Source organism: Planomicrobium sp. MB-3u-38, from assembly GCF_002836425.1.
In the GTDB taxonomy this organism is placed as follows: domain Bacteria; phylum Bacillota; class Bacilli; order Bacillales_A; family Planococcaceae; genus Planococcus; species Planococcus okeanokoites.
This window is the reverse complement of sequence record NZ_PJBO01000059.1, coordinates 131305-156412: the sequence shown is the minus strand read 5'-3', so window position 1 is coordinate 156412 and position 25108 is coordinate 131305. Positions and strand designations below refer to the sequence as shown.

The window sequence follows — 25108 nt, the reverse complement described above, 5'->3', positions numbered from 1 at the left end:
GCATTGAAATTTGTACCAGAAGAGTATACTTCGGACTTGATCTTAGATTATTGTGTTTTAATAAAGTGCCACATTGAACTAGGAGACGCTGACTCTGCTAAAAGTATCCTTCAAAAGGGGGAAAGTATTATAAGAGACAGAAATATTAGTGTTGATTCTCCTTCAAATAATCAGTTTAAAGAGGTTTACACTGAATTTATGTGCTTAAAGTATTTTGTTACAGATGAATTTAACAAATTTGTTGAAATTTTAGAAGAGAACTTGATACCTATTTTAAAAAGCCACAATAAACATTTCGAAATAGGTTTTTATTATGGACATTTAGGAAATAGTTATTTAAGAAAAGGAGAATTTGAAAAATCTGCATATTCTCTAATAAAAGCAAAAAAAGCTTATAAAGAAATGATGGCCATTAAAGAGGAGTGAAAATATGAAAAAATTACTAACATTAACATTTGTTGCAGCCGTTACTATCACTAGTATTGCGGGAGTTAATATTAATGCAAAAGAAGACTTAACTGAACGACTTCCTGAACCTTGGTCAATTAAATTTGTTGAGCGACTTCCTGAACCTTGGTCAATTAAGCTTACTGAACGACTTCCTGAACCTTGGTCAGTTAAACTTGCTGAAAGACTGCCTGAACCTTGGTCTAATCCTATTGAAGTTTCTGAGAGACTTCCTGAACCTTGGGCGAATTCTGTTGAAGTCGCCGAAAGACTTCCTGAACCTTGGTCTGTAAAAGATAAAGCATAATTTATAATGCACGCAAAAAAGCTGCTCACTTGAGCAGCTTTTTCTATTTCTTCTATTTAATTATTATTGATTTTGGTATTTATCTTTCAAGCACTCGTCAACAAATCTTTCAAAAATATTAATGGAAGGCTGATCGTCCTGTAAGGCGAATTCTTCCGGGTGCCACTGGATGCCCATCACGAATTGGTGATGGTCACTTTCCAAGGCCTCAACTAATCCATCAGCTGCACGAGCGGCTACTCTCAATTTATCAGAGACATCGCGCACACCCTGGTGGTGGAATGAATTGACACGGAATTTCTTAACACCCATGATGTCATACAGGCGGCTGTCTTCTTCCAATTCGACAGAATGCGTACGGTGCGTCCGCATAGCCAATTGAAGGTGCTGGTAAAGTTTGCCTTCAAATTCCGCTTCCAAGTCTTGATAGTTAGTGCCACCAAGAGTGATATTCAACATTTGCAGTCCTCGGCACATACCGATGAACGGCTTATCCATTTTTAAGAATTCAGTGATAAGTTCTTTTTCGTATTCGTCACTTCCTGGATATACAGCGCCTAAACTTGGATGTGGCTCTTCACCGTAAAGTGTAGGGTTAATGTCCCCGCCACCAGTTACGATCAGCCCATCAAGCCTTTCACACAATAATGGAATATCCTCTTCATCTACGATGGGAACAATCAACGGCAGACCGCCGGATTGCAATATCGCTTTCGCATAAACTGGATCTAATGTATAAGTTTGATCTTTTTCTACTCGTGCTGTAATACCGATGACCGGTTTTTTTCTATTCGACATAATTGAGTACCTCTTTCCTATAAGCAGAATTCTACTCTGCTTATATACCCCTGATACTCTTCACACAAAACATATTCGATTATTCGGTCTCCTCCGGCTCTGAAAGAGCCAAACCTCTTACCACCCTTTTAGTCCTCTCCCGGGTCGAAGCGGAAACGAATTAAGTCAACATTCATCCCTGTGAATACTACACCTTCTCCAAGCAAAAGCTCTTTCTGTGTCTGACGATGATTCTCGTCTTGAAAAGATATCCGGCCTGCGGCATTAATTACCCTGTGCCAAGGAAGATCATGTTTTGCACTCATGCTGTGCAGCAGCCGTGCCACTTGCCTGGCGGCTCTTGGGCTGCCAGCTTGAGCGGCAATCTGCCCATACGTCATTACTTTTCCTGCCGGTATATTTTGTATTGTTTGAATGACTCTTAAAGTGAAAGCTTCCATAAAAATTGTTCCTTTTTATTCGAATTTCCATTGTCTCAGCGTCCACTTTGTATTTCTCGGGCCAACTCTCCATTTCGATAATCTGTAATCAGAGATTTGCTGAATTCATATAACGGCAATTTCGCAGTTTTCAACGAAAAGCCTTCACTGGAATAATGGATATGTTTATAATAACCGATTAAGTTATCCACTACATCCTCCAATTCGTCTATCGTATTGGATGGCGGGATTGCTGTGCCATAATCCGAATAATCCCTGTCAGCCGCCTCCGTGTAACGGTCCTGCAGATGCATCAAATCAACTACTGTCTGATCGAACAGTAATTGCCTTTCTTCCAGACGAAAGTAATTTCTCCAATATACGAAAATCTCCTTGGCGATGCCTAATTTTTTTGCCCCATCTACGGCATTTAAATTTTCGTTCACACATAATTGATGCATCACTTTCCTCAATGACATTTTATATTCCCGTTCAACTACCCCTTTATATTGAAGATATCTCAATTAGATCCCTCCCTGATAATCGTTTCAATCATTTATTCATTCGTTCATGAACACCGATTTAGACATTGCCGTATCTTTTTATCAGTTCCGTTTGCTCTAATGGATGAAATGTTTTATATATTTCCTTGTCATGGACAAGGCGGCTGATGAAGTATGTGGATGTGTCGATTGATATTTTGCTGGTTATGGATGCGAGGCTCTTTTCAAGGCCATCAAGCGTTTTTCCGCCAAGATGGTAATAAAGATAATTATTTTCTGCTCCCCACACAGCGATTTTTCTTCTCAGCTCACTTTCAGCTTCAGGAACTCCCTGGCCCTCGGCAGTTCCACTGAGATGATGATAGATGACTTCACCTTTGGCCAGTAAATAACAGGCGGCAAGAAGTTTATTTTCTTTATATGCACCGAAAAGATGAAGGTTCGGTCCAAGCGCACTGACCAGGGATTCAAAATAATCATTTGTGAAAAAATAATAGCTGTCCGTGTCTTCATTCATACGAATCGTCGAATAATACAGCACCAGAAAATCGAACATGTGCTTGACGGTGCCAAGTTTTTTTACGGTATATTCCACCGAGTTCCCATGCTCATCTGTCTGATTATGAAATATTGCACTTTTCAGAGGGAGAGTGTAGGTGTTATGAACGGAAATCAGATCCAGATGATCTTTGAAGAACTCCGCATTGTTCAGCAGCGGATGAAAGCGTATAAATTCAGCTGCGATCTTTTCAGCATGGCAATACTTCGTAAATACTGTCAGGAAATTGGCTGCCAGCTTATAACCATCCCCTTTTACATTAAGCAATGGACCGCCATAACCGAAAGGGGTTGTAATATCGTAAAATAGGATCCCGTCCTCTTTAATCTCCCGTTTGATAAACGGATACGCGACTTCCCCTTCTCCGCTGTCGTCCAAAAAATAGAAGAGGACCGCTTGGCCAGGATCCAGCTTAAGTGCGCTTACAAGATATTCACACGTGTAATAAATGTCTGTAATATTGAAAAGATCAAGAATTTGCTGCCAGCGATTTGTTTGGCTGGCAGAGACCAGCTCATACATTTCAGTTCCCCCATTCGAGTATCCGGATTACTTGAACACTGTCTGCAGATTTGACTGTTTTCTTTTTCTTTGCAGTACACCCGTACTGAACAGCATATTGAACAGTTCAGCGATAAATGCCATTAAAATTCCGACAATCGCCCCGAATATACCGCCAATGGCCAGAACGTAAAGGACATTTTCCTCAAGTACAGAAGGCACTTCTTCTACGGAAGCCTTAGCGATGATCTCCAGGTTATCCGCCTTCATCAGCTTCCAGCCTTCCGCTACCGCAAAGTTCGCCAATGAGTTAGCAAGTTCACCAGCAAGTCTTCTATCTTTATCTTCCACCGTAATATTCAATACCTGTGATGCCGGTACATTGGAAACTGTAACTTTCTCAAACAGTTCAGCCGGAGTCAGTGCTACGTCCGTCTCTTCAATGGCTGACGCCAGTACTTCCCTGCTTTTAATCATTACACTGTAAGCTTCGACTACCTGCGGATCAGCTGACTTTTCCACTTGCCCCGCTTCCGGGAGCCCCGCTGTCGGCTGCTCTATGTAAAGCTGGCTGGTCGCCTGGTAGTTCGGTGCGAGTATAAATGTGAGAAGTGCCCATATTGCGCCCATGGAGACTATCGAAATCCCCGCTATCAACTTTACATGATTCTTTAGACTCTTCAGGATATTAAAAACCATGACTTTTTCCGCCATAAATTTTCCTCCTTCTAAAAAAGAAATCGTCATATGCTCTTTTATATCTAAAAATTCAGATTATTATAGTACCTTTATATCACATAACCATGAGTACTTCTACTATTAAATTAATAAAAATGAAATAAAATTAACGAATGATGAGCATAAAGTCTCTTAGAATAATTACAAATATTACAAAAATTACACTAGTAGGTATAAGTACTTATAGTATTTTTAAATAAAAAAATAAAGAAAGCTCTATCCTTATAAGGAATAGAGCTTTCTTATGGACTTGCTGGCCTTCATAAATGAAAGGAGGAATAGAGTTCTGTAATATTAAGAAACGATAGTCATTCATATTTATATTAAAATATTAAAAAAAAATCATTTAAATAATTATCCTGTATTTAATTTTTCCATAAACCTATAATCCCATTTCGCCTGTAAATCACTTTTTTATCTTCAAGAACTTTCAGCACTTTCGATAAAGACTGATGTGGAATATTTATATCGCCGGTAATTTCTTTTATTGTTTTAAATAAGACACCATCCGAAGATGCATTATCTGCAAAGTAATGGACAAACTTCTTACCGATCTCAGCAATGCGTTCTGATTCCGACGCGAAACAATCATTGCAGATCTCTTCCACCTTGCGCTCAGTTAATGGATCGTAAGCTGTTTTGCGGCTTTCGCTGACCTTCATCAATCTCACCCTCCTGCTCACAGACTTGATTATTTCCATTCTTTACTACTTATACCCCGTCTGTTTTCAATTAGACATATATACGCAAAAAAGTACAATTTTGCGTCATTTACATTCACGGCCGATTTCAGATTGTAAAAACATGGACAAATCTTCCCCCAATATCCATTCTGCACAATTAAAATTTCAGCCAACAGGGTATACCATTGGAGTAGAAACAATATTCAAGGAGGTTATACGCAATGGAAGGCAAACATTATATTAACGGAGAATGGTCAACCGCTGGAGACGGTGTCATCAATGTCATGAATCCGGCTACCGGCGAGCAGGTCGGGACAGTCCCTAATGGCGGTGAGGATGAAGCGACGCAAGCAATCGATGCTGCCGCAGCCGCTTTTCCGGAATGGTCAAAGACGACCGCTTATCAACGGTCGGAGTTATTGATGAAATGGCATGACCTTTTAATGGAAAATAAACAGGAAGTTGCTGAAATCATGACAAAGGAAATGGGCAAGCCACTCGCTGAATCAATCGGTGAAATCGAATATTCGGCGGCCTTCATCTCCTGGTTTGCAGAAGAAGGCAAGCGTGTTTACGGCCGGACAGTCCCTGCGAGTAAAGACGGCAAGCGCATCCAAGTGATCAAGCAGCCAGTCGGTGTCGTGGTATCGATTACGCCATGGAATTTCCCAGCTGCCATGATGGCGCGGAAAATGGCGCCTGCGCTTGCAGCCGGCTGCACATTTGTCGCAAAACCGGCAAAATTGACGCCGCTGACAGCCGTCAGGATGTATGAATTGGCTGAGGAAGCCGGATTCCCGAAAGGCGTCATCAACATGGTGACCGGCAGCGCCGGTAAAATCGGTAAAGTCTTCACCAGCCATCCGTCAGTCCGGAAACTGACATTCACTGGCTCAACCGAAATCGGCAAAGAATTGATGAAGCAAAGTTCAGAAACGATGCTGAACCTGTCGCTTGAACTTGGCGGCCACGCACCGATCATCGTCCTGGATGACGCGAATATCGAAGAAGCTGTCAAAGGCGTAATGGCGTCCAAATTCCGTAATGCCGGGCAGACTTGTGTCTGCGGCAACCGCATTTATGTCCAGGAAGGAATTGTGGATGAATTTTCCCGCAAGCTGCAGAAAGCCGCTTCGGATCTGAAAGTCGGCAACGGACTGGATGAAGGTGTGCAAATCGGTCCTCTTGTTGATAAGGATGGTTACGAGAAAGTGGCGGAACACGTGAAAGATGCGGTCGACAAAGGGGCGAAAGTGCTTGTCGGCGGTGACGGCAAAACGGAAAATGATGCTTATTTCTATGATCCGACCGTCTTATTGAACGCAAATTCCGATATGCTCGTCATGAATGAAGAGACATTCGGTCCCGTTGCGCCGATCATGACGTTCAAGACAGATGAAGAAGCAGTAAAATTGGCCAATGATACACGTTTCGGCTTGGCTGCCTATTTCTTCACAGACAGCATGACACGCGGAACCTATATCGCTGAAAATCTCGATTATGGCATTGTGGGCTGGAACGACGGATTGCCATCCGCTGCCCAGGCGCCTTTCGGCGGAATGAAAGAAAGCGGCATCGGCCGTGAAGGCGGTATGGAAGGTCTGGAAGCATTCTTGGAAACAAAATATATATCTATTCAGTTATAAAAGAGAAATATCCATTGCCCACAATTATTGAGGGCAATGGATATTTTTTGTCTAAATCAAAATGGTGACGCATTTCTTATGACCATTCTTTTAAAAGAGGCCCTTTATCGCCATAGACCGGATCTTTATGCGGCAAAGGCGTGTTCTGGATATCTTCCAGCACATAGGGCCGTTCATCAAGATTCCCGACTTTCTTGTTCGGGCTGACGCCGCCCGGGTACGCGCCGACTATCTGAAAATCATCAGTGGACGAAATTTTCTTGTGTCCTGTGCCGGCAGGCAAAACTGCAACGTCGCCTGTTTTAACTTCCACTTCCTGTCCATCATCACCGCCAAGCAGTATAACAGCCGAACCTGAGCGCACGCCCAGTGCCTCGTGCGTGTTGCTGTGGTAATGGTGATAATCGAATACTCCGTTTGTCCAGCTGTTCGTCCAGCCATTCTTATTGAACACATCTTCTATCTTTTCCGGATTGTCTTTAAAAGCTCCCGGATAAATGGCCACTCCCAACGATTCGTTATTCGGTATCATGCCGTCATCTTCAAAATGAATGAATTTCGTTTTTTCCATCGGTCCATCACTCCAAAGCTTTTTACAGGACTTTACCCGGCTGTCAGGATGTTAATCAATATTTACTGTGTCAAAATCCGAGAAGTTCACGGATCGACCCGGCATAGTTCTGGCTGATCGGCAGCAGCGATCCGTCTTTCATGGTCAGAACGTAATTTGAAGATAAGTCGCGCGCAATACCTTCTATATAATTGATGTTGACAATAAAAGACCTGTGCACAGGAAGAAAATAATCAGGCAATTGATGCCTCAGTTCCTTCAATGTATAAATTGTGCTGTAAGCTTCTTCTTCGGAATAGAACCATGTTTTTTTCTGGCTGCTTTCGATATGGGTCACACGCTCGAGGGGCACAGGCCGCCAGTTTTCTTCCAGCTTGCCGGTCAGAAAGCGGAGCTGCGGCTTCTTGGCCAATATGTGGTTCGGTGGCAGCATGACCACCAATGCCGCCGCTTGCCCCGCATACTCCATAGGATAGCCGATGCCGTAATAAGGAAAGCCGAGCAGTGAGTTTTCCACCAGTCTTTCGACTTTCCCTTTCTTTTTGAAAGTCATTTCCGCCACACTGCCCGCTGGAACCGGATCGCCTTCCTGTATCCGTAAGTCGAGCTCCCCCGCTTTGAAGTATACATAGAAATTCTCTATTGCTACAGCGATCGAAGCCTCTTTCGGGAGCCAGTCCCCCATGATCCGGCTGATCTGTTCTACTAATCCTTTTTCCACGCTATCCGCCCCTTCCCGTCATTTGTCCGCTTATAATCCATTTTGTCAGCGAATAAAACCATTCATCCAAAAAGCAGGACAATCAGAATTATCTGTTATATATTAATATACATCAACACAAACTGTATTAATACAGTTAACTTAAATTTTTTATTCGAAGGGAATGGTTGGATGGTCAGCAAGCAGCAAATCGAGGAATTGAAAAGAAGTTGGGAACAGGATAGCAGATGGAACGGCATTACGCGCCCTTATTCGGCAGAAGATGTTGTGAAACTTCGGGGTTCTGTCCAAATTGAATACACACTCGCAAAACGCGGTGCCGAACGTCTTTTCCGTTCCATCCATGAAATGGATTTCGTCAACGCGCTGGGAGCATTGACTGGTAACCAGGCAGTCCAGCAGGTCAAGGCAGGCCTTCAGGCGATTTACCTGAGCGGCTGGCAAGTGGCGGCAGATGCGAACTCAGCAGGACAGATGTATCCGGACCAAAGTTTATATCCGGTCGATTCAGTTCCTAATGTTGTTAAGAAAATCAATCAGGCATTGCAGCGCGCCGATCAGATCGATAATGTCGAAGGCACAGAAGGCATCGACTGGTTTGCACCGATCGTCGCTGATGCGGAAGCTGGATTCGGCGGTCCGCTGAATGTTTTCGAATTGATGAAAGCGATGATCGAAGCTGGTGCAGCCGGCGTCCATTTCGAAGACCAATTGGCTTCAGAGAAAAAATGCGGCCATCTCGGCGGCAAAGTTTTGCAGCCGACACAAAACGCAGTACGCAATTTAGTATCTGCTCGCCTAGCGGCAGATGTGTTGGGTGTTCCGACATTGCTGATCGCCAGAACAGATGCCGATGCTGCAGACTTGATCACCAGCGACATCGATCCGGCAGACCACCGTTTCATTACAGGCGAACGCACACCGGAAGGCTTCTACCGTACGAACCCTGGCATCGACCAGGCTATTGCACGCGGACTCGCTTACGCTCCTTATGCAGATTTAGTATGGTGTGAAACTTCGCATCCGAATCTTGAAGAAGCTCAAGCATTCGCGGATGCGATCCATGCTGAATACCCTGGTAAGCTTCTTGCTTATAACTGTTCTCCTTCATTCAACTGGAAAGCGAAATTGGATGAAGAGACAATCGCGAAGTACCAGGTCGAGCTTGGCAAGATGGGTTATAAATTCCAATTCGTTACATTGGCCGGCTTCCATGCGCTCAACCACAGCATGTTCGAACTTGCGCATGATTATAAAGACCACGGCATGGCCGCTTACTCGAAATTGCAGCAGGCTGAATTCGCCAGCGAAGAAAAAGGCTATACGGCTACCCGCCACCAGCGTGAAGTCGGCACAGGCTATTTCGATGAAGTTGCTCAAGTCATTTCGGGTGGAACAAGTTCCACTACCGCTATGAAAGGTTCAACTGAAACAGATCAATTCCAGACGGTGAAAGGGTGATCCAGTTTGATTACAAAATCGGATATTAAAATCACTGCCGATATTACACCTGATATGGAAAAGATCCTGACGCCGGAAGCGCTTGAATTCGTCGAGAAGCTCCATGTGAAGTTCGACCAGCGCCGCCGCGAGTTGCTGGACCGGCGCCAAGTGCGGCAGAAAGAATTGAATGCCGGCAAGAAACTCGATTTCCTGCCGGAAACGCAGCACATCCGGGATGGCGACTGGAAGGTCGCTCCCCTGCCGGAGGATATGAAAGACCGGCGTGTTGAAATCACTGGCCCGACCAACCGCAAAATGCTCATCAATGCGTTGAATTCCGGTGCGAAGATGTTCATGGCGGACCTCGAAGACGCCACTGCTCCGAACTGGTTCAACGTGATCGACGGCCAAGTGAATCTGTACGATGCGGTTCGCCGTCAAATCGATTTTGAAGTTCCTGAAACCGGTAAAAAATATGCATTGAATGAAAAGACAGCTGTCTTGATGGTACGGCCCCGCGGCTGGCATCTGCCGGAGAAGAATATTGAAATTGGCGGCCGCGCCGCTTCCGGCAGCTTAGTCGATTTCGGATTGTACTTCTTCCACAACGCGAAAGAATTGATTGCCCGCGGTTCCGGTCCTTACTTCTATTTGCCGAAACTTGAAAGCCATCTCGAAGCGCGGTTATGGAATGATGTTTTCATTTTTGCTCAGCAGGAACTGGGTATTCCGCAAGGTTCCATCCGTGCAACGGTGCTGATTGAAACAATTCTTGCAGCGTTCGAAATGGATGAAATCCTGTATGAATTGCGCGACCATTCCGCCGGCCTTAACTGCGGCCGCTGGGATTATATCTTCTCTGTCATCAAACGGATGCGGAACAATCCGGATTATATTTTTCCGGACCGCTCCCAGGTGACGATGACAGTTCCGTTTATGAGAGCTTATACGTTACTCTGCATCAAAACCTGTCATCGCAGAGGTGCACCGGCAATGGGCGGTATGGCTGCCCAGATCCCCGTCAAAAGTGACGAGGCTGCCAACAGCGCCGCTTTCGCGAAAGTCGCGGAAGACAAACGCCGCGAAGTGACGGACGGCCACGATGGAACATGGGTAGCCCATCCGGGAATGGTTGCAGTTGCGATGGAACAGTTTGAAGAACACATGCCTGAGGCGAATCAAATCGAGCGGCAGCGGGACGATGTTCATGTTTCTGCTGCGGAACTTGTTGAAGTACCACGGGGTACGATTACAGAAGAGGGCTTGCGCTCCAATATCTCTGTCGGGATCCAGTACATCGCGTCCTGGCTGTCCGGCAACGGTGCCGCTCCCATCAATAACCTGATGGAAGACGCCGCGACTGCTGAAATTTCCCGCTCCCAGGTATGGCAGTGGATCCGCCATCCACAAGGAATCCTTGCAGGTGGCCGTAAAATCAATGTGAGTTTATTCCATGATTTTCTTGATGAAGAAACCGATAAGATCAAGCAAGCTGTAGGTGAAGAAGTTTATGTTTCCGGCAACTATGCCGCTGCCCGAGAATTATTTGCAAAACTGACATTGGAAAGTGATTTTGCTGAGTTTCTGACACTGCCGGGGTATGACAAACTAAACTAATTTATTGGAGGAGATCATTATGAAAAACATGACAACTACGTACGGGACACGCACTAAGAAAGAATGCCGTGAATGTGGAGCAGAAATCCAAGAGCAGCGTGAGTCGATCGTCTACGAATGCGAACGCTGCATGGGGCATGGGGAAGAATAGAAGTTGGTTGTGAAGTCGATCCGCTGAGTGCGGACCGACTTTTTTATGGGGAAAATTGGGTCCGGACAGTATTTTTGATTTGCGGACAGTATTTTTCGTCTGCGGACAGTATTTGAGCGATTCCGGACAGTATATCCAAATTAATGGGAATTGGCTGTTGATTTATTTACCATCTTTATGCAAAATATTTTCCAAAATTAAATTGGAAAGTATTCGACCCTTTTTGGAAAGTATTTTGGTTCAATTGGAAAGTATTTAAGCCAATTTGGAAAGTATTTAAGCCATATTGGTAAGTAACGCCAAATACTGGAATTTCTTTTTCACAATGGCTGATGATTTCGTTTATTTTCAATCAAAATTAATAAAAATTGCGGGAAAACTCCTGCTATATTCCTTGCCAATAACGTATTGGACAGTATTCGAGTTCTAACGGACAGTATTTGGTCTCTAATGGACAGTATTTCATCCAAAACGGACAGTATATCCAAATAACTGGAAACCCCCTCTTCCACCCACATCAAAAACCGGCCGCAGATCACCAATCTGCCGCCGGCCACTATTCATCCACCCATTACAAACTCAAAATGCTTCACAGTTTTCATTTCAGCGCCCAATTCGCGTGTATTCCAGGTCATTTCCGTAAAAATTTCAGCAAGCGGCACATAAATGCCGCCATGCTTCTCCGCCCATTCCAGCGCGACCACATTTTCAAACAGCCGCGCCATTTTCTGCATCAGACCTTTTGCTTCAAATGTCTGCAAGTCAGCGTCAAAGCCGGCGAACGCATTTAATTCACCTTGCAGCTCAACCAGCTTGCCACGCACCACTTCGACTTCAGGTGTTGCCGCCTGCTTATTCAAACGACCTTTCAAATGCCGTACAAACACTTCATGCGCACTGAATTTATTGACGAGACGGATCAGTTCAAGGCCAAGGATATTGGCTGTTCCTTCCCACACCGTCAGCACCTGGGCATCACGCAGCAGACGCGGCGTTACGAAATCCTCGATGTAGCCATTGCCGCCGTGCATTTCGATCGCTTCATGCGAAAAATGGATGGCCTGCTCGGCCGACTCTTTTTTCAGTATGGCGATCAGCAGCCGGTTCAACACCTGCTCTTCTGCTGATGCGTCACCTGCAACCACCCGGTCGTAAAGCGAGATCAAGTCGAAAATCGCCACCGTTTCGAATTCCTGTTTGGCGCGCAGCTTCATCAAACCGTCCTGAACCATCGGAAATTCCGTGAGCTTTCGGCCAAACGCATTGCGGCGATCCGCATATTCCGTCGCTTCGTCGAGCGCTCGTTTCATGATCCCGATGGACGCCACCGCGTTGCAGATCCGCGACAAGTTCAAAGCCTCCATCATATACTTCAGCCCTTGCGCCGGATCTCCGACCACAAACGCTTCCGCTCCGTCGAACTCCACCTCGCCCGACGGCACTGCCCGCACACCTAATTTATCTTTCAAGCGCCGGATCCTGATGCCATTCAATTCCCCCTCAACACGCCATGGCACCGCGAATAAAGTCAGACCCCTCGAACCTTCCTGCGCTCCTTCCATTCTTGCAAGCACCATCGCCACACCTGCCATGCCGGCATTGGAGGCGAAATACTTTTCGCCATATAAACGGTAACCCGAATCGGTTTTCACCGCCTTCACTTCATTCGCCCCGACATCCGATCCTCCTTGCCGCTCCGTCAGAAAAGTCGCGCCTTCGAACAAATCCATGTCCCCTGTGGCACAGACATGCGGCAAAAACCGGGCTCTCAATTCATCGTCCGCGAAGTGGTCCAGCAAGTAAGCCGTCGCCATCGTCAATGTTACCGGACAATAAAATCCGGGTTCCGACTGTGACAGCAAATACCCTTGCGCGAAGCTGTAAACATAATTCCCTTTTCGCCGTAGTTCCGGTATCTCTTTATGAACATAGCCGACAATGCCTGTCGCATATGTTTCGGAGACTGTCTTCTTATAGCCTTCATTGACCCACACATGCGAAATGTCTTCACCGAGACGGTCGTATTTCTCCAGTTTCGGTGCGCCTTCACGGTCTGTATGGCGGGCGCGCTCATCGATTTCATTGGCGGCCAGCCTGCCAAAAGCAGATAACTCGCTATCTGCATATGCCAGGAAATCTGCCGGCAATAATTCACCCAAGATCTTTTTCAACGTCTCGTCTTTATTGTAGAAATTGCGTTCACCCGCCGGTGCTTCCCCCTTCAACACACTCATTCTCCACACCCCTTTTTTTCAATTTTTTGTTTTTTAGTTTACCATTTGGCTGATGCTTTCGTAATGGGGTGTTTTACAAATGGGCGGCCCTGCATCTTAAAAATTTCCGTAAAAAAACCGGACATTCTCCTTATGCCCGGCTCGTGGAATATTAATGCTGTTTGGATGCTTTGATGCGATAACGCGAATCTTCTTCAAGTTTGTTGAAGACTTCGATGTAACGCATGCCTTTATCACTTTCTTCTGGCGGCGCTTCATCGCCAAGCATATCTTTTAATGGCTCTTCCTGGGGCTCGATGACTTGTGAGTCGTAATCGTCCATCAATCCCTGGAGTTCCGCGTAGCCTTCAATCCCTTTATCTTTGCGCACCTTTTCGAAAAGCCGCTCTGATTCTTCATCGGTCAATTCCACATATCCTACTGTAATTCGCTGCTTCTGCATTTCTGTTCCTCCTGTCTCTAATAACTTCTTTCTAGTCCTATACCCTGCCCCCGAAATCCAATAAACATCTTCTGGAAGCTGGAAGCAGCCGGCGGTTTCCGTTATGATGGAAAAAAGAGATTTAATGGAAGCGGAGTGATAAAAGTGCGAGTAGCCATATTTGATTTCGATGGAACACTTTATTCGAAAGAGACTTTCCAATTGATGATGTCGCATCTGAAGAATCATCCTGAACACAATTTGCGCTATCGCCGGTTTTACCGCGCAATCATGCCTCCTTATTTAGGCCATAAAATGAAAATCTATCCCGAAGCGAAAATGCGCGCCCGTTCCGTGCAAGCTTACCTTATGGCGCTTGAAACGTTCAGCCGGACAGAACTCGAACAGTTTTTCAAGGAAATCGCAGATAAGATGCACGACGATATGAACAGCAAGGTGATGGAACGGCTGCGCCGGCACGTGGCGGATAATGTGTATGTGATGCTTGTTTCAGGCGCCTTCATGCCGCTGCTCCATGCAGTCACCGAAAAACTGCCAATCGAGAAAATCATTGGCACGGAGATTCATTATAAAGATGAAATTCTCGATCACCGCACCCCGGTTACACATATCCAAGGGTCATTAAAAACGGATAAAATCCAGGAAGCCCTCCAAGGCCGGCAGATCGATTGGACGAACAGCTTTGCATATGGCGACAGTTTTTCTGACTTGCCTGTGCTTGAACTTGTGGGCAACCCGGTCGCAGTCCATCCCGAACCGCGCCTCCGCAAGATTGCCGAGAACCGGGAATGGGAAATTATCCAATAGAAAAACTGTCTTCAGGAATTCCACCTGAAGACAGTTTTTTGTTGTCAGCTTCCCTCGGTGCCGCCATCGCCTAACCTCCGGTTCCTAACAAAACCGTAGAGGACCAGCCCCAGCCTGAACATGCATAAAAGGACGAACACCATTCCATAACCAGTTTCACCGGCGCTAAAATTCCGACCGGCGTAAAGCGCCATGGAAATAGAGCTGAAAAGCAGTGCTGTAAGTGTTAAAGAATGAATTTTAACTTTGTCCACATTATCCCTCCCCGCAAGCTCCCATTTATTGATTCATTGTAATCTTCCCGGTTTCTATTACAGCCGTTTCCGCCGCCAAAACCTCCAAACAAATACGTACTCCTTTCACCAGATCACGATGCGGCCAGCTCGGCACATTGCCATGCTCAATCGCCAATTCGTGGGAAGCCGGCATATGAATAAAACCGGAAGGCACATCTTTCTTATGTATATCCATGTAATGGAGTGCTTCATACATAACATTATTGCATAAATATGCACCAGCTGAATTCGATATGTCTGCAGGCAACCCTTCCTCGACCAGCCTGCTGATCATGTTTCGGATGGGCAGTGTGGACAGGTACCCGGCTGGTCCATTCTGTTTGATCGGTTCATCGACCGGCTGGTTGCCTTCGTTATCCACAGGGCCATCTTTAAAATTGATGGCGATCCGTTCCGGAGTCATTTTGAATCGGCCGGCAGCAAGTCCCAATGAGACCACTGCATCCGGTCCGATTTCCTCAATGAGTCCTATAATCTGTCCTCCCGCTTTCGCAAAGTCGACAGGCAGCACCTTGCTTATCACTTGGTACTCGCCTATAACAGCTCCGTCCAATTCTTCCACTACTTTCATCGTTGGATTTACGGAGAAATCCAAAAACGGTTCAAAGCCCGTCAACAGCAATATTTTCATTGCCCAGCCTCCCCTCTATTTTTAATAATACAGCAAAAAAGTCAAAATTGCAGAATAATCTAAATACATAATTATTCATCAAAAAGCATAATTACTCTTTACATTGCATATTTCACCCCTTAATATACATATTAACGAATAAAAATAAACTTTTGGAGGAATCATTTATGAAAAAGAAATCAATATTTTTCGGTTTATTGACAACAGCTGCTTTATTGTTGGGTGCGTGCGGGGATGATACATCAGCAGACACGGAAGAAAAGAAAGTGCTTGAGATGGGGACGTCAGCTGAATTCCCTCCTTTTGAATCCATCAATGCTGAAGGGGACTTTGTCGGCTTTGACATTGACCTAGCCAATTACATAGCGGATGAACTGGGCTACGAACTCAAAATTACGGATATGAAATTCGACGGATTGATCGGTGCTTTGCAAAATGACCGTGTGGACATGGTTATTGCCGGTATGTCCGCAACGGATTCACGCCGTGAAAATGTGGATTTCTCTACCGAATATAATCATTCCGGCGAAATGTTCGTCACACCAGCCGGTTCTGATGTTAAGAGCCTTGAAGATCTCGAAGGCCTGACGGTCGGTGTTCAGCTTGGCACTATCCAGGAAGAAGGCGCGAACAAAATTCTTGAAGAGGAAAATGTCAACTTCGAATTGAAAGCATTGGATGATTCCGGTGCTTTAATCCAGGAAATCCTTTCCGGCCGCATCGATGCTGCATATATGGATAAGGAAGTGGCGCTCGGCTACCTGGAACAACAGGATCTGGAAGCTTTTGACGATCCCACAACAAGCTCACCTGGCATGGCTGCAGCCTTCCCGAAAGGCAGCGACCTGGTGGACGAAGTCAATGAAGTTCTGGCAGAAGCTGAAGAAAGCGGCTTTCTTAAAGAGTTGCAGGACAAATGGCTGAGCGAAGAAAAATAAGATGCACCCGAATCAGAGGAAGCCTTTCCTCTGGTTCTTCCTTTATCAAAAATCTTTAACCGGAAATGAGCTGGCCATCTATGAATCTCGACTTCTCGCAAATTGTTCCCTACATTCCATTTATGCTGAAAGGGATCTGGACAACCATCCAATTTGTCATCGTCTCCATTATAGTAGGTTCCATATTGGGTACGGTGCTTGCCTTATTCAAAATTGGCACCGTTAAGCCCCTCCGCTGGTTTGCTGACGCCTACACATCGATTTTCCGCGGAACGCCTTTGATCCTGCAACTGATGATCATCTATTATTCGGTTCCTCAATTGACCGGCTACGACATCAACGCATTTACATCGGCAGTTCTTGCGTTTGGCTTGAATTCATCCGCCTATATTTCAGAGATCATCCGTGCCGGCATCCAGGCGGTCGACAAAGGGCAGATGGAAGCGGCACAGGCTCTTGGCATCCCTTACCGGGCCATGATGAAAGACATCATCCTGCCACAGGCATTGAAAAATATACTGCCGGCGCTGATGAATGAATTCATCACCCTGACCAAGGAATCCGCCATCGTCTCCACCATCGGCTATCTCGATCTGATGCGCCGCGCACAAGTCGTGGGATCGGACCTGTTCCGGAATTTCGAGCCGCTGTTATTTGTCGGGCTCATTTACTGGTGCATGGTCATGGGACTCACAGTAATGGGCAGAATGTTTGAACGGAGGCTGAAATTAAGTGATTAACGTACAAAACCTCTATAAGAAATTCGGTTCCAACCTGGTGCTGAATGATATATCTGCGACAATCAAACAAGGCGAAGTCGTTTCAATCATCGGCCCTTCAGGTTCCGGCAAATCGACGTTCCTTCGCTGCCTGAATCTGCTGGAGACACCGACTTCCGGAACGATTCTGATCAATGGCACGAATTTGACCGCTAAAGGGGCGGATCTCCATAAAAGCCGCCAGCAGATAGGCATGGTGTTCCAGCATTTCCATCTGTTTCCGCATTTGACGGTGCTTGAAAACCTGACGTATGCCCCGATCAAAGTCAAAGGCCTGAAACGCAATGATGCCAATGACAAAGCGCGTCTTCTGCTTGCCAAGGTCGGGTTATCCGATAAAGCAGCCGCTTATCCATCAAGTCTTTCAGGCGGACAGAAACAGCGCGTGGCCATCGCCCGCGCACTGGCAATGGAACCTGCACTATTGTTATTCGACGAACCGACTTCCGCTCTTGACCCTGAAATGGTCAAAGAAGTGCTCGATGTCATGAAAGACCTTGCGAAATCCGGCATGACGATGGTCGTCGTCACCCACGAAATGGGCTTTGCCCGTGAAGTGGCGGACCGTGTCATTTTCCTTGACCATGGCAGCCTTGTCGAAGAAGGAGCGCCTGCCGCTTTCTTCGACAATCCGCAAACGGACCGCGCCAGGGCGTTTTTGGAAAAAGTGCTGTAATGACAGCAAAAAAACAAGAAACCAGTGGATGACTTTCTTCCACTGGTTTTTTCGTTCCGTTTCCTCAACGTTCATCTATTGCTCAAATCTGTCCACGGCACTCGGTTCATTGCCATGATATAATCAAAGCAATGCGTCCAAACGAATTAAGAGGTGGAAATTTTGTTCAGAAAACTGATGATTTTACTATTCGTTTTATTTTTCATGGCCATGATCATCTTTACTGCGGTCATGTTCCTGACAAACGAAGAAACGATATATGACGAAGACGGCGCAACGCTTGCCATCAAGAAACCGACGTTCATCACACTGAGTGAACCGGAAATTTCAGAGCAGGATACGGATAAAATTGCAGTCCGGGAAATGACATTTGTCGGCTTGGATGTTGGCACATATACGATGACGGAGCGGACATTGAATAATGGCGTGACTATCATTTTCGATGAGCTGCATAATTCCGGCTGGCTGCCTTTTGCTGTGACTTTAATCCATAAAGGGCTTGAAAATCCCCAAATCAATTCATGGAATCCCCGGCCAGCAAGCAATGAGACCGATGATATATTCGGCGAAGATCCCACCAGCAATCCATTTGGCACAATTGCAGCCGGCGGAAAGCATTTCCTGCAGGGCAATTTGTATGTTTCCCGTATAATTCCGCAAGGTGAAGACGGCGAGGCCCATGAACTGCGGACAGAAAATCCGAATTTCACTATTGAAGAAGGTGTCATGGAAAAAAGTTTTTGGCTGCCGCCAAAACATTATCTCCATACCTGGTTGATGATTGCAGATGAACCTTTCTTTGAAGATAAGGAAACAGAAGATGAATGGATCGAGTTCGCCCTCGACAACCGTTACCAGCAACTGAATTGGCTGACGCCTGACGGTCCATTGGTCAAACTGCCGATTACCGATGACCCGCGCACACAGCTGTCATACGGCTATATTGAGGAACGGACAGCTGATCCGGCATCACAGGAATGGAATGAAACATCCCCTTCCCTGTATTTCGAGACCATGCTGCTGAATGCCGAAGCATCCCAAAACTAATATAAGCCCTGCTGATTTTAATTGGCAGGGCTTTCTTTTGCTTTCAGCCAGTCGTAAATATAACCGCCGATCTCCGCAATCAGCTCCTGGCCGCTGTGGTGATCGGGAGAATCAGCAGTCAGCACAGCTGTATAGACTTTATTGCTGCGGTATTCAAAAATCCCAGCGTCGTTCACCACTCCCGGCAAACTGCCCGATTTTGAAGCGACCGTTACTTCATCTTCTTCTTCAATCCGGCCATGGAGACCCGCAAGAAGCTGCTGCTTCTTCAGGATGTGCAGCACGCGTCTGCGACTGTCTTCCGACAGCAATCCCCCTGAATCCACCGCTTTCAGCAAAATCACCAAATCCGCCGCTGATGTATAGTTATCTAATCCTTCGAGGGCGGAATGGAAATCCATGAATTTTCGTTCAAGTACAGTTTCTGCGCATCCTAGTCTTTGCAACAGTTGGTTGATGTTGTCGATTCCAACAATTTGTATCGCTATATTGGAAGCGGTATTATCGGAAACGATTATCATCAATGTCAGCAGATCTTCGAATGAAAGCTCTTTTACGGAGTCCAAATAAAACAACACACCTGAACCTTCTGTAAAATCTTCCGGTTTCAGTGAGATCAGATCATAGGTTTTCATTAAATTCTGATCCACTTGCCGGTAAGCCTCCAACAAGACAGCCAGCTTTATCGTACTCGCCGATTTCATCTGTGCGTGTCCGTTGAAGTCAATCCGGTCATCACCAGTTTCAATCACCACAGATGCTTGGCCCAGGAACCGTTCCAGAGCATTTTCCACTTGAGCTTCGAGCTTACGTTCTTTTTTCATACGGCCACCTCCCTCCCTTAATTATAAAGGGTTAACAAGAAAAATTAAGTGAGACAATCCCCTTTTAAATAGACTGAAAAATCAGTATAATCAGAGTGAAGGGACGCTCTTCTTCCGCCGGTGCTGTATTTTAACTCAGAAGGAGGCTGATAATTATGGAACGCAAGTTTTCTGATTTGAAGGAAATGGAACGTCGAATGGATGAGGATTTCTATGCTGCGTTGAATATGATCGGTGAAGGAGCCCCTGATTATGCGCCGTTTAATGAAGAAGATGATGCTCCTGCTGAACTGAAGCGCAGTGATGACAAGGCGCAGGACCTGCACTAATGAGTTTCAGCCAGGAATCCACTATACATGGGACTGAAAATTTCCAAAAAAGAAAACCCCGCTGGTCAGCGGGGTTTTATCTGTTACTCCATCATTTCTGCAACGATCTCATAAGAGCGCAGACGGTCTTCATGATGGAAAATCTGAGAGTTGACGATGATTTCGTCAGCTCTTGTTTTATTGATGAATGCTGTCAGTTTTTCACGGATTACATCCGGTGTTCCGACAATTGTCGACTCGGAATTCATCTTCTCGCGGTAAATGGCGATTTCACGCGGTGACCATACTTCTTCGATATGGTCGATTGGCGCACGGAAAGTTGTCGGTTCCCCGCGCATCAGGCTGAACATCTGCTGCTGCTGCGAAGTCGCCAGCCATTCAGCGCGCTCCTGCGTGTCAGCGGCAATGATATTGACGCCAAGCATTGCGTACGGTTTATCCAACGCTTTCGATGGCTTAAAGTTCTGATGGTACAATTGCAGCGCCTGCATCATATAATCCGGTGCAAAATGGCTGGCAAATGAAAACGGCAAGCCTTTCTGCGCCGCCAATTGGGCGCTGAAACCGCTCGATCCAAGGAGCCAAATCGGAATATTCAAGTCAATCCCCGGATAAGCTTTCACGCGGCCAACCGGATTCGGCGAAAAGTAATTCTCCAGTTCAGCCACCAGCTGAGGGAATTCGTCCCCAGTTGTGCCTAAAGTCCGGCGCAGAGCATATGCTGTTCCTTGATCACTGCCAGGCGCGCGCCCCAACCCTAAATCGATGCGTCCAGGATAAATGGTTTCGAGTGTGCCGAATTGCTCAGCAATCACGAGAGGCGCATGGTTTGGAAGCATGACGCCACCTGAACCGACCCGGATCGATTCTGTATGGCCGGCTATATGTCCGATCAATACCGATGTCGCTGAACTGCCGATTCCCGGCATATTGTGATGTTCAGCCAGCCAGAAACGGTTGAAACCGAATTTCTCGACATGCTGTGCAAGATCTACGCTATTCTTATAAGCCTGTGCTGTTTCGTCGCCTTCGTTAATCGGCGCCAAGTCCAGGACAGATAAAGGTATATGATTAAATTTCTTTATTGCCATAATACATTTCACTCCTTCTGAAACTCATTGTAGCGAATTAGTCAGATACAGACATCTTTTCAGCTCATGAACAACAATTTTTTCAATAAAATGTTTTTCTAAAAAAATAAAAACCGGCGCGTCTGCACCGATTTCCATTTATTAAATAACCAAGCGCCTTTCAGCCAGCACTGTGGCCAGCGACGCTTCAAAATGCATATCCACGGTTGTTCTTAGAGCATGCAATTGTTTGGCATGTTCCGGTTTAACCCCGGTGACAATGGCGGCAATCCCCATGATCTTGAAAGTTTGCAGCAGTGAGTTTAAATAATCCATACCTTCGACATTGATTTCATCCATCGCGGTAAGATCCAAGATGACTGTTTCAGCATGCTTTTCGTAAACATCATCAAGGATTTGGCTCTTTATCGACTCTATTTTGCCGGCGTCAAGATCTCCAAAAAACGGAATCAACAGTAAACCAATGCCTAATTCGATAGTTGGTGCAGATAATTCCCTTACCCGTTGAAGCAGTTTATCCGTCCGTTCCTTTTCAAGCAACAGATCATAGTTCGTTTCATTCAACCGATGCCTGAGACTTGAAAGCTGGGCCGATATCTTGGCTACCTGATTATCCTTTGGCACGACAATGACATTAAGCAGAAATTCACTGTCCCATTTGCAATGAAGATCACACAGCTTCAATTCACCAGCCGCTGTTTTGAAGTTCAACTCAATCGGCTCGGAAAAACGGTTTGACAGCAGGAAATTCGAGGCTTTTGAAACACTTCCTTCATCGAGAAGATTCAAAAACAACGCTGATTCCCCAAACAAGGATTGAGCCTTTTCCGAGTGTTCAACGATCTCAAGTTTCCTGTTCAGTTGATAAGCTGGCAGCGGCCAGCTGTCAAATTGAGATATCGAGGTCATCTTCCTTTTCCTTTCCGGTTTGAAGCCATGTTTTTAATTGGGGCAAATCCTTAACAACGAGCGTTCCTTCAGTCCGTATTTTCGAGATATCCGCACTTGCGACAGCGCGCCCGCCGATAATGATCGACGGATTGAAATCCAGCTCTTGAAACGCTTCCGAATAGACTTTGAGTGCGGGCAGGCGATACGCGAGAGCGGCAGACATGGCAATGACATCCGGCTGCCATCGCCTTGCGGAATCAAGTGCCGCATCGAGCGGCAGATTCGGACCCAAATACTGGACCTGCCAGCCGTGTTCCTTGAACAGGGAAGATACCATTTTCAAACCGATATAGTGGTCTTCACCTTCCGGACCAAGCACCATCACTTTGCGCTGTATTCCATGTGCAGGCTTACGTTTCAGTTCTGCCGCCGACACCACAAAATCGCAGATTGCCGTTGCCAGATGTTCATCAGCTACAGAAATGATATTTTCCTGCCACCAATCACCGATCAGATACATCGCCGGTGTCAATAGATCATGGTAAAGCTCATTATGTGAATGGCTTTCCAAATATTCCAGAACAGCGTCCATCGCTTTTTCATCTTCACCAGCCAAAAACAGTTCAGCCAGTTCCCGGGCTTGTATTATCATGCCAACCTCCTTTTGCTCATGCCTGTCTTAAAAGTTCATTCGCGCTTTTTAAACAGCCAAGCATAAACGCTTCTTCAGTGTCAGATACCTTGCCGGGCAAAATCGCTATCAGCCGGTCAAAATTATCTATGATCAAACCAGTTTCAACTCCACGGCTCGTAAGAACCGTTTCCAGCCACTTGGTATAATCCAGGAATATCGCTTCATCTTCCATTGAATAAGCTGTTTCCAGATGATCCAGATGGTGGTGATTATCCTTTTCAGTGTGGATAAAACCTTTTTCCCCGAAACGGTCCCATAAATCAGGATATGCTACATATATGCTTTTAGCCGTCTCTGCGGCTATCATTTGCTTTGTTTCAATATTCATTCGGCAACCACCTCGTATTGGCGTACTGTCGGGATGATTCCGGCGAGTTCCTGATCCGGATAATTCTTCTCCATATCATGAATCTCTTTGAACTCCTGGCTCTTGACCCAGGCCATATACGCTTCTTTCGATTCCCATTCCATATGGACAGTGAGTTCATTCTTCTTTTTTGTATTCTGAATCAGCTTGAATGATAAAAAGCCTTTATTTTCATCAACGCGCCTCGAGCGCTTCCTGTAAATGCCGATCACTTCATCCGTCTTTTCCGGAGAAACCACTACTGTTGATGTAACAATATACATTTTCTGGGCCTCCCCCTTTATAATTTCGATTATAAAAGTATAACATTACGCCTTTCGAATTAAAAGAAAGCAGCCGTATTTGAATCCATTATCTGAAGACACCTAAAAAAAGCCTCCGCTTCAGCAAAGGCCCCCTCTTTACATATGGAAAGAATCTTCATATATCGGTTTTACATGGAGATCATAATGCTTCTTCACTTCGTCGATCGGATAAATACTGCCGGCTGATTCCGGTTTCTCAAGTTCCTCGATATGCCCCATGACCTGATCCGCGAAAAACTTGCCGCATGCAACCTCATTTGGATAGAGTTCACGCGCCTTGGCAACAAACTCTTCATCGATCATCTGGTTGAATGCATAATATAAGGCGGCGTTGATAATTGTCAAGGAATCGCCTGAAGCGTTCGAAACAACGTAATAATTTCCGTAATCGTCTTTGAGCATATCCCTTTCTGGTTGAATATCCATGAAAATCTCCTCCTTGTCTACTACCGTTATACCCTGGAAAGACTTTCAAAAAACGCCTTCACTTCAAACCGCAACCAGGTCACCGAACAAGGAAATAAGAAGCAGACTGATGGAACCGACCGAGACAGCCGCAATCAGGCCGATGTAAAAGGGTGTTATCCCCATTCCTTTGAACGCCTTCAGATTTGTCGACAATCCAACTGCCGCCATTGCAATTCCAAGCATATAAGTGGAACCGAATGAGCTCCAGAAATTATAGAACTCCTGCCAGTTCGGTGGTGAGAGCAATCCGAATGCCTCCCCGCTGCCTGAGGCCGTCGCATCTCCGATTGAGCGCAGCAAAGACAGCAGCAGGAAGCCCAGAATGAACAGTGGAAAAAGCTTATACCATTTCGGCAATTCAGCTGCGGCTCCACCTTCATTTTTCCTTCCGTTGCGGAAAAACAAGTAAGAGACGAGCGGAATGACCGCAATGATGAAAACATTGCGGGTCAATTTTGTAATCGTTGCGACATCAATTACTTCATTCGCATTAAAAACCTGGGCATAAATCAATGCCGCTCCTGCGACTTGGGCTGTGTCGTGAATCGCCGTACCAAGAAACAAGCCGGCTTTTACCGGGTCATCAGCAAAAAAGAAATGCGCGAGATAAGGATAGAACAGCATTCCGACCAAGCCGAAAATCGTTATATTCGCCACTGCGTACGAAATTTCATTTTCTCTTGCTTTAATGACTGGCGCAGTTGCCATAATGGCTGTAACTCCGCATATACCTGTTCCGGTGGCAATCAGGGTGCCGAGCCTGTTCGACTGATTGAGTTTACGGGTGAAGTAGAGTGTTACGAAGAGGCCCGTTGAGATGCAGGCGATAATCAGCGGCACGCCCCATGCGCCAAGTTTCAAAGCTTCAATCAGACTAAGGCGCAAGCCGAGAAGTATGATGCCGGCGCGCAAAGCGTATTTAAGTGCAAAGTCGATGCCGGCCTCAAAAAACAGGGGCAGCCCGATCAGATTGCGTATCAGGATTCCGATCAAAATTGCCGTAAAGATGCCTGAAATCGGGCTGGCGCTTCCTTGCGGCAAAATTTCTGCGCTTGTCAGCAGCAATCCGATCAACTTCGCTGCGTAAATTCCTGCCAGCATGACTGCTGCACTCAAGAGCAGGCCGGGCAAAGCGCCAGCCATTCTGTTTATTTTATTTCTATTGCTCACCATTAAATCGTCTCC

Annotated in this window: 31 protein-coding genes and 1 pseudogene; 12 read left to right on the top strand and 20 right to left on the bottom strand. The window is 45.9% G+C overall.

The window, feature by feature from the left end:
* Together CXF70_RS18205 and CXF70_RS11055 are read left to right on the top strand one after the other, a co-directional pair.
* Positions 1–426, top strand: a pseudogene (locus tag CXF70_RS18205) (helix-turn-helix domain-containing protein); the annotation flags it as partial.
* A 4-nt stretch (positions 427–430) separates the two neighbouring features.
* Entirely contained in the window at positions 431–754 is a 324-nt protein-coding gene (locus CXF70_RS11055; RefSeq protein ID WP_101802715.1) for a hypothetical protein, read from the top strand.
* Between the two features lie 63 nt (positions 755–817).
* Here CXF70_RS11055 and CXF70_RS11050 read toward each other — a convergent pair whose 3' ends face one another.
* The 6 genes from CXF70_RS11050 to CXF70_RS11025 all read right to left on the bottom strand — a co-directional run bounded on the left by CXF70_RS11050 (position 818) and on the right by CXF70_RS11025 (position 4934).
* Complete coding sequence (locus CXF70_RS11050) at positions 818–1552, bottom strand: gamma-glutamyl-gamma-aminobutyrate hydrolase family protein (RefSeq protein WP_101802714.1); 735 nt, start codon at positions 1550–1552, stop codon at positions 818–820.
* A 128-nt stretch (positions 1553–1680) separates the two neighbouring features.
* Positions 1681–1992, bottom strand: coding sequence for an MGMT family protein (locus tag CXF70_RS11045; protein WP_101802713.1), 312 nt, complete (start codon positions 1990–1992; stop codon positions 1681–1683).
* Between the two features lie 35 nt (positions 1993–2027).
* A complete protein-coding gene (locus CXF70_RS18375) occupies positions 2028–2495 on the bottom strand; it encodes a hypothetical protein (RefSeq protein WP_199172821.1) in 468 nt (155 codons plus the stop codon).
* A gap of 58 nt (positions 2496–2553) precedes the next feature.
* Positions 2554–3555: a GNAT family N-acetyltransferase gene (locus CXF70_RS11035; protein ID WP_101802712.1), complete on the bottom strand. Its 1002-nt coding sequence runs from the start codon at positions 3553–3555 to the stop codon at positions 2554–2556.
* 27 nt (positions 3556–3582) lie between these two features.
* Positions 3583–4248, bottom strand: coding sequence for a YveK family protein (locus tag CXF70_RS11030; RefSeq protein ID WP_158241192.1), 666 nt, complete (start codon positions 4246–4248; stop codon positions 3583–3585).
* Between the two features lie 389 nt (positions 4249–4637).
* Positions 4638–4934: a replication/maintenance protein RepL gene (locus CXF70_RS11025; RefSeq protein WP_101802710.1), complete on the bottom strand. Its 297-nt coding sequence runs from the start codon at positions 4932–4934 to the stop codon at positions 4638–4640.
* Between the two features lie 242 nt (positions 4935–5176).
* Between CXF70_RS11025 and CXF70_RS11020 the strand changes: the two genes are divergently transcribed.
* Positions 5177–6601, top strand: coding sequence for an NAD-dependent succinate-semialdehyde dehydrogenase (locus tag CXF70_RS11020; protein WP_101802709.1), 1425 nt, complete (start codon positions 5177–5179; stop codon positions 6599–6601).
* A 76-nt stretch (positions 6602–6677) separates the two neighbouring features.
* Here CXF70_RS11020 and CXF70_RS11015 read toward each other — a convergent pair whose 3' ends face one another.
* Together CXF70_RS11015 and CXF70_RS11010 are read right to left on the bottom strand one after the other, a co-directional pair.
* Positions 6678–7172: a cupin domain-containing protein gene (locus CXF70_RS11015; RefSeq protein ID WP_101802708.1), complete on the bottom strand. Its 495-nt coding sequence runs from the start codon at positions 7170–7172 to the stop codon at positions 6678–6680.
* Positions 7173–7242: 70 nt separating this feature from the next.
* A complete protein-coding gene (locus CXF70_RS11010; protein ID WP_101802707.1) occupies positions 7243–7893 on the bottom strand; it encodes a LytTR family DNA-binding domain-containing protein in 651 nt (216 codons plus the stop codon).
* Positions 7894–8064: 171 nt separating this feature from the next.
* Between CXF70_RS11010 and aceA the strand changes: the two genes are divergently transcribed.
* The 3 genes from aceA to yhfH are packed head-to-tail and all read left to right on the top strand — an operon-like array spanning position 8065 to position 11104.
* Complete coding sequence (aceA, locus tag CXF70_RS11005) at positions 8065–9354, top strand: isocitrate lyase (protein WP_101802706.1); 1290 nt, start codon at positions 8065–8067, stop codon at positions 9352–9354.
* A gap of 6 nt (positions 9355–9360) precedes the next feature.
* Positions 9361–10953, top strand: a complete 1593-nt coding sequence (aceB, locus tag CXF70_RS11000; protein ID WP_101802705.1) for a malate synthase A — start codon at positions 9361–9363, stop codon at positions 10951–10953.
* Between the two features lie 19 nt (positions 10954–10972).
* Positions 10973–11104: a protein YhfH gene (gene yhfH / locus CXF70_RS10995; protein WP_084244603.1), complete on the top strand. Its 132-nt coding sequence runs from the start codon at positions 10973–10975 to the stop codon at positions 11102–11104.
* Between the two features lie 560 nt (positions 11105–11664).
* Here yhfH and CXF70_RS10990 read toward each other — a convergent pair.
* A complete protein-coding gene (locus tag CXF70_RS10990) occupies positions 11665–13338 on the bottom strand; it encodes an acyl-CoA dehydrogenase family protein (RefSeq protein ID WP_101802704.1) in 1674 nt (557 codons plus the stop codon).
* 151 nt (positions 13339–13489) lie between these two features.
* On the bottom strand, positions 13490–13780 hold the full coding sequence (locus CXF70_RS10985) for a hypothetical protein (protein WP_101802703.1): 291 nt from the start codon (positions 13778–13780) through the stop codon (positions 13490–13492).
* Between the two features lie 144 nt (positions 13781–13924).
* Between CXF70_RS10985 and CXF70_RS10980 the strand changes: the two genes are divergently transcribed.
* Positions 13925–14587 (top strand): HAD family hydrolase, encoded by a 663-nt coding sequence (locus CXF70_RS10980; protein WP_101802702.1) that lies wholly within the window; start codon positions 13925–13927, stop codon positions 14585–14587.
* A gap of 44 nt (positions 14588–14631) precedes the next feature.
* Here the strand turns inward: CXF70_RS10980 and CXF70_RS10975 are convergent, their stop codons facing one another.
* Positions 14632–14841, bottom strand: a complete 210-nt coding sequence (locus CXF70_RS10975) for a hypothetical protein (protein WP_101802701.1) — start codon at positions 14839–14841, stop codon at positions 14632–14634.
* Positions 14842–14866: 25 nt separating this feature from the next.
* Complete coding sequence (locus CXF70_RS10970) at positions 14867–15514, bottom strand: pyroglutamyl-peptidase I (RefSeq protein ID WP_101802700.1); 648 nt, start codon at positions 15512–15514, stop codon at positions 14867–14869.
* A 167-nt stretch (positions 15515–15681) separates the two neighbouring features.
* Between CXF70_RS10970 and CXF70_RS10965 the strand changes: the two genes are divergently transcribed.
* The 4 genes from CXF70_RS10965 to CXF70_RS10950 all read left to right on the top strand — a co-directional run bounded on the left by CXF70_RS10965 (position 15682) and on the right by CXF70_RS10950 (position 18954).
* Complete coding sequence (locus tag CXF70_RS10965) at positions 15682–16452, top strand: ABC transporter substrate-binding protein (protein ID WP_101802699.1); 771 nt, start codon at positions 15682–15684, stop codon at positions 16450–16452.
* Positions 16453–16532: 80 nt separating this feature from the next.
* Positions 16533–17192: an amino acid ABC transporter permease gene (locus tag CXF70_RS10960; RefSeq protein ID WP_101802698.1), complete on the top strand. Its 660-nt coding sequence runs from the start codon at positions 16533–16535 to the stop codon at positions 17190–17192.
* Complete coding sequence (locus CXF70_RS10955; protein WP_101802697.1) at positions 17185–17907, top strand: amino acid ABC transporter ATP-binding protein; 723 nt, start codon at positions 17185–17187, stop codon at positions 17905–17907. The genes CXF70_RS10960 and CXF70_RS10955 overlap by 8 nt, the downstream gene beginning before the upstream one ends.
* A 162-nt stretch (positions 17908–18069) precedes the next feature.
* Positions 18070–18954, top strand: a complete 885-nt coding sequence (locus CXF70_RS10950; protein ID WP_199172820.1) for a hypothetical protein — start codon at positions 18070–18072, stop codon at positions 18952–18954.
* 17 nt (positions 18955–18971) lie between these two features.
* Here CXF70_RS10950 and CXF70_RS10945 read toward each other — a convergent pair whose 3' ends face one another.
* A complete protein-coding gene (locus CXF70_RS10945; RefSeq protein ID WP_101802696.1) occupies positions 18972–19778 on the bottom strand; it encodes a serine hydrolase in 807 nt (268 codons plus the stop codon).
* A 155-nt stretch (positions 19779–19933) separates the two neighbouring features.
* On the opposite strand from CXF70_RS10945, the gene CXF70_RS18370 reads away from it, so the two are divergent.
* Positions 19934–20107: a hypothetical protein gene (locus CXF70_RS18370; protein WP_179135758.1), complete on the top strand. Its 174-nt coding sequence runs from the start codon at positions 19934–19936 to the stop codon at positions 20105–20107.
* Between the two features lie 83 nt (positions 20108–20190).
* Here the strand turns inward: CXF70_RS18370 and CXF70_RS10940 are convergent, their stop codons facing one another.
* The 7 genes from CXF70_RS10940 to CXF70_RS10910 all read right to left on the bottom strand — a co-directional run bounded on the left by CXF70_RS10940 (position 20191) and on the right by CXF70_RS10910 (position 25096).
* Positions 20191–21198 carry an LLM class flavin-dependent oxidoreductase gene (locus CXF70_RS10940; protein WP_101802695.1) on the bottom strand — a complete coding sequence of 336 codons (1008 nt, stop codon included), beginning with the start codon at positions 21196–21198 and terminating at the stop codon, positions 20191–20193.
* A gap of 141 nt (positions 21199–21339) precedes the next feature.
* Positions 21340–22107, bottom strand: coding sequence for an STAS domain-containing protein (locus tag CXF70_RS10935; protein ID WP_101802694.1), 768 nt, complete (start codon positions 22105–22107; stop codon positions 21340–21342).
* Positions 22085–22741 (bottom strand): cobalamin B12-binding domain-containing protein, encoded by a 657-nt coding sequence (locus CXF70_RS10930; protein WP_101802693.1) that lies wholly within the window; start codon positions 22739–22741, stop codon positions 22085–22087. Before CXF70_RS10930 ends, CXF70_RS10935 begins: the two co-directional genes overlap by 23 nt.
* A gap of 16 nt (positions 22742–22757) precedes the next feature.
* A complete protein-coding gene (locus CXF70_RS10925; protein WP_101802692.1) occupies positions 22758–23111 on the bottom strand; it encodes a hypothetical protein in 354 nt (117 codons plus the stop codon).
* Entirely contained in the window at positions 23108–23413 is a 306-nt protein-coding gene (locus CXF70_RS10920; protein ID WP_084244573.1) for an antibiotic biosynthesis monooxygenase family protein, read from the bottom strand. The genes CXF70_RS10925 and CXF70_RS10920 overlap by 4 nt, the downstream gene beginning before the upstream one ends.
* A 138-nt stretch (positions 23414–23551) precedes the next feature.
* Positions 23552–23881, bottom strand: coding sequence for a hypothetical protein (locus tag CXF70_RS10915; RefSeq protein ID WP_084244571.1), 330 nt, complete (start codon positions 23879–23881; stop codon positions 23552–23554).
* Between the two features lie 63 nt (positions 23882–23944).
* Positions 23945–25096: a YeiH family protein gene (locus CXF70_RS10910; RefSeq protein WP_233208614.1), complete on the bottom strand. Its 1152-nt coding sequence runs from the start codon at positions 25094–25096 to the stop codon at positions 23945–23947.
* Between the last annotated feature and the right edge of the window lie 12 nt (positions 25097–25108).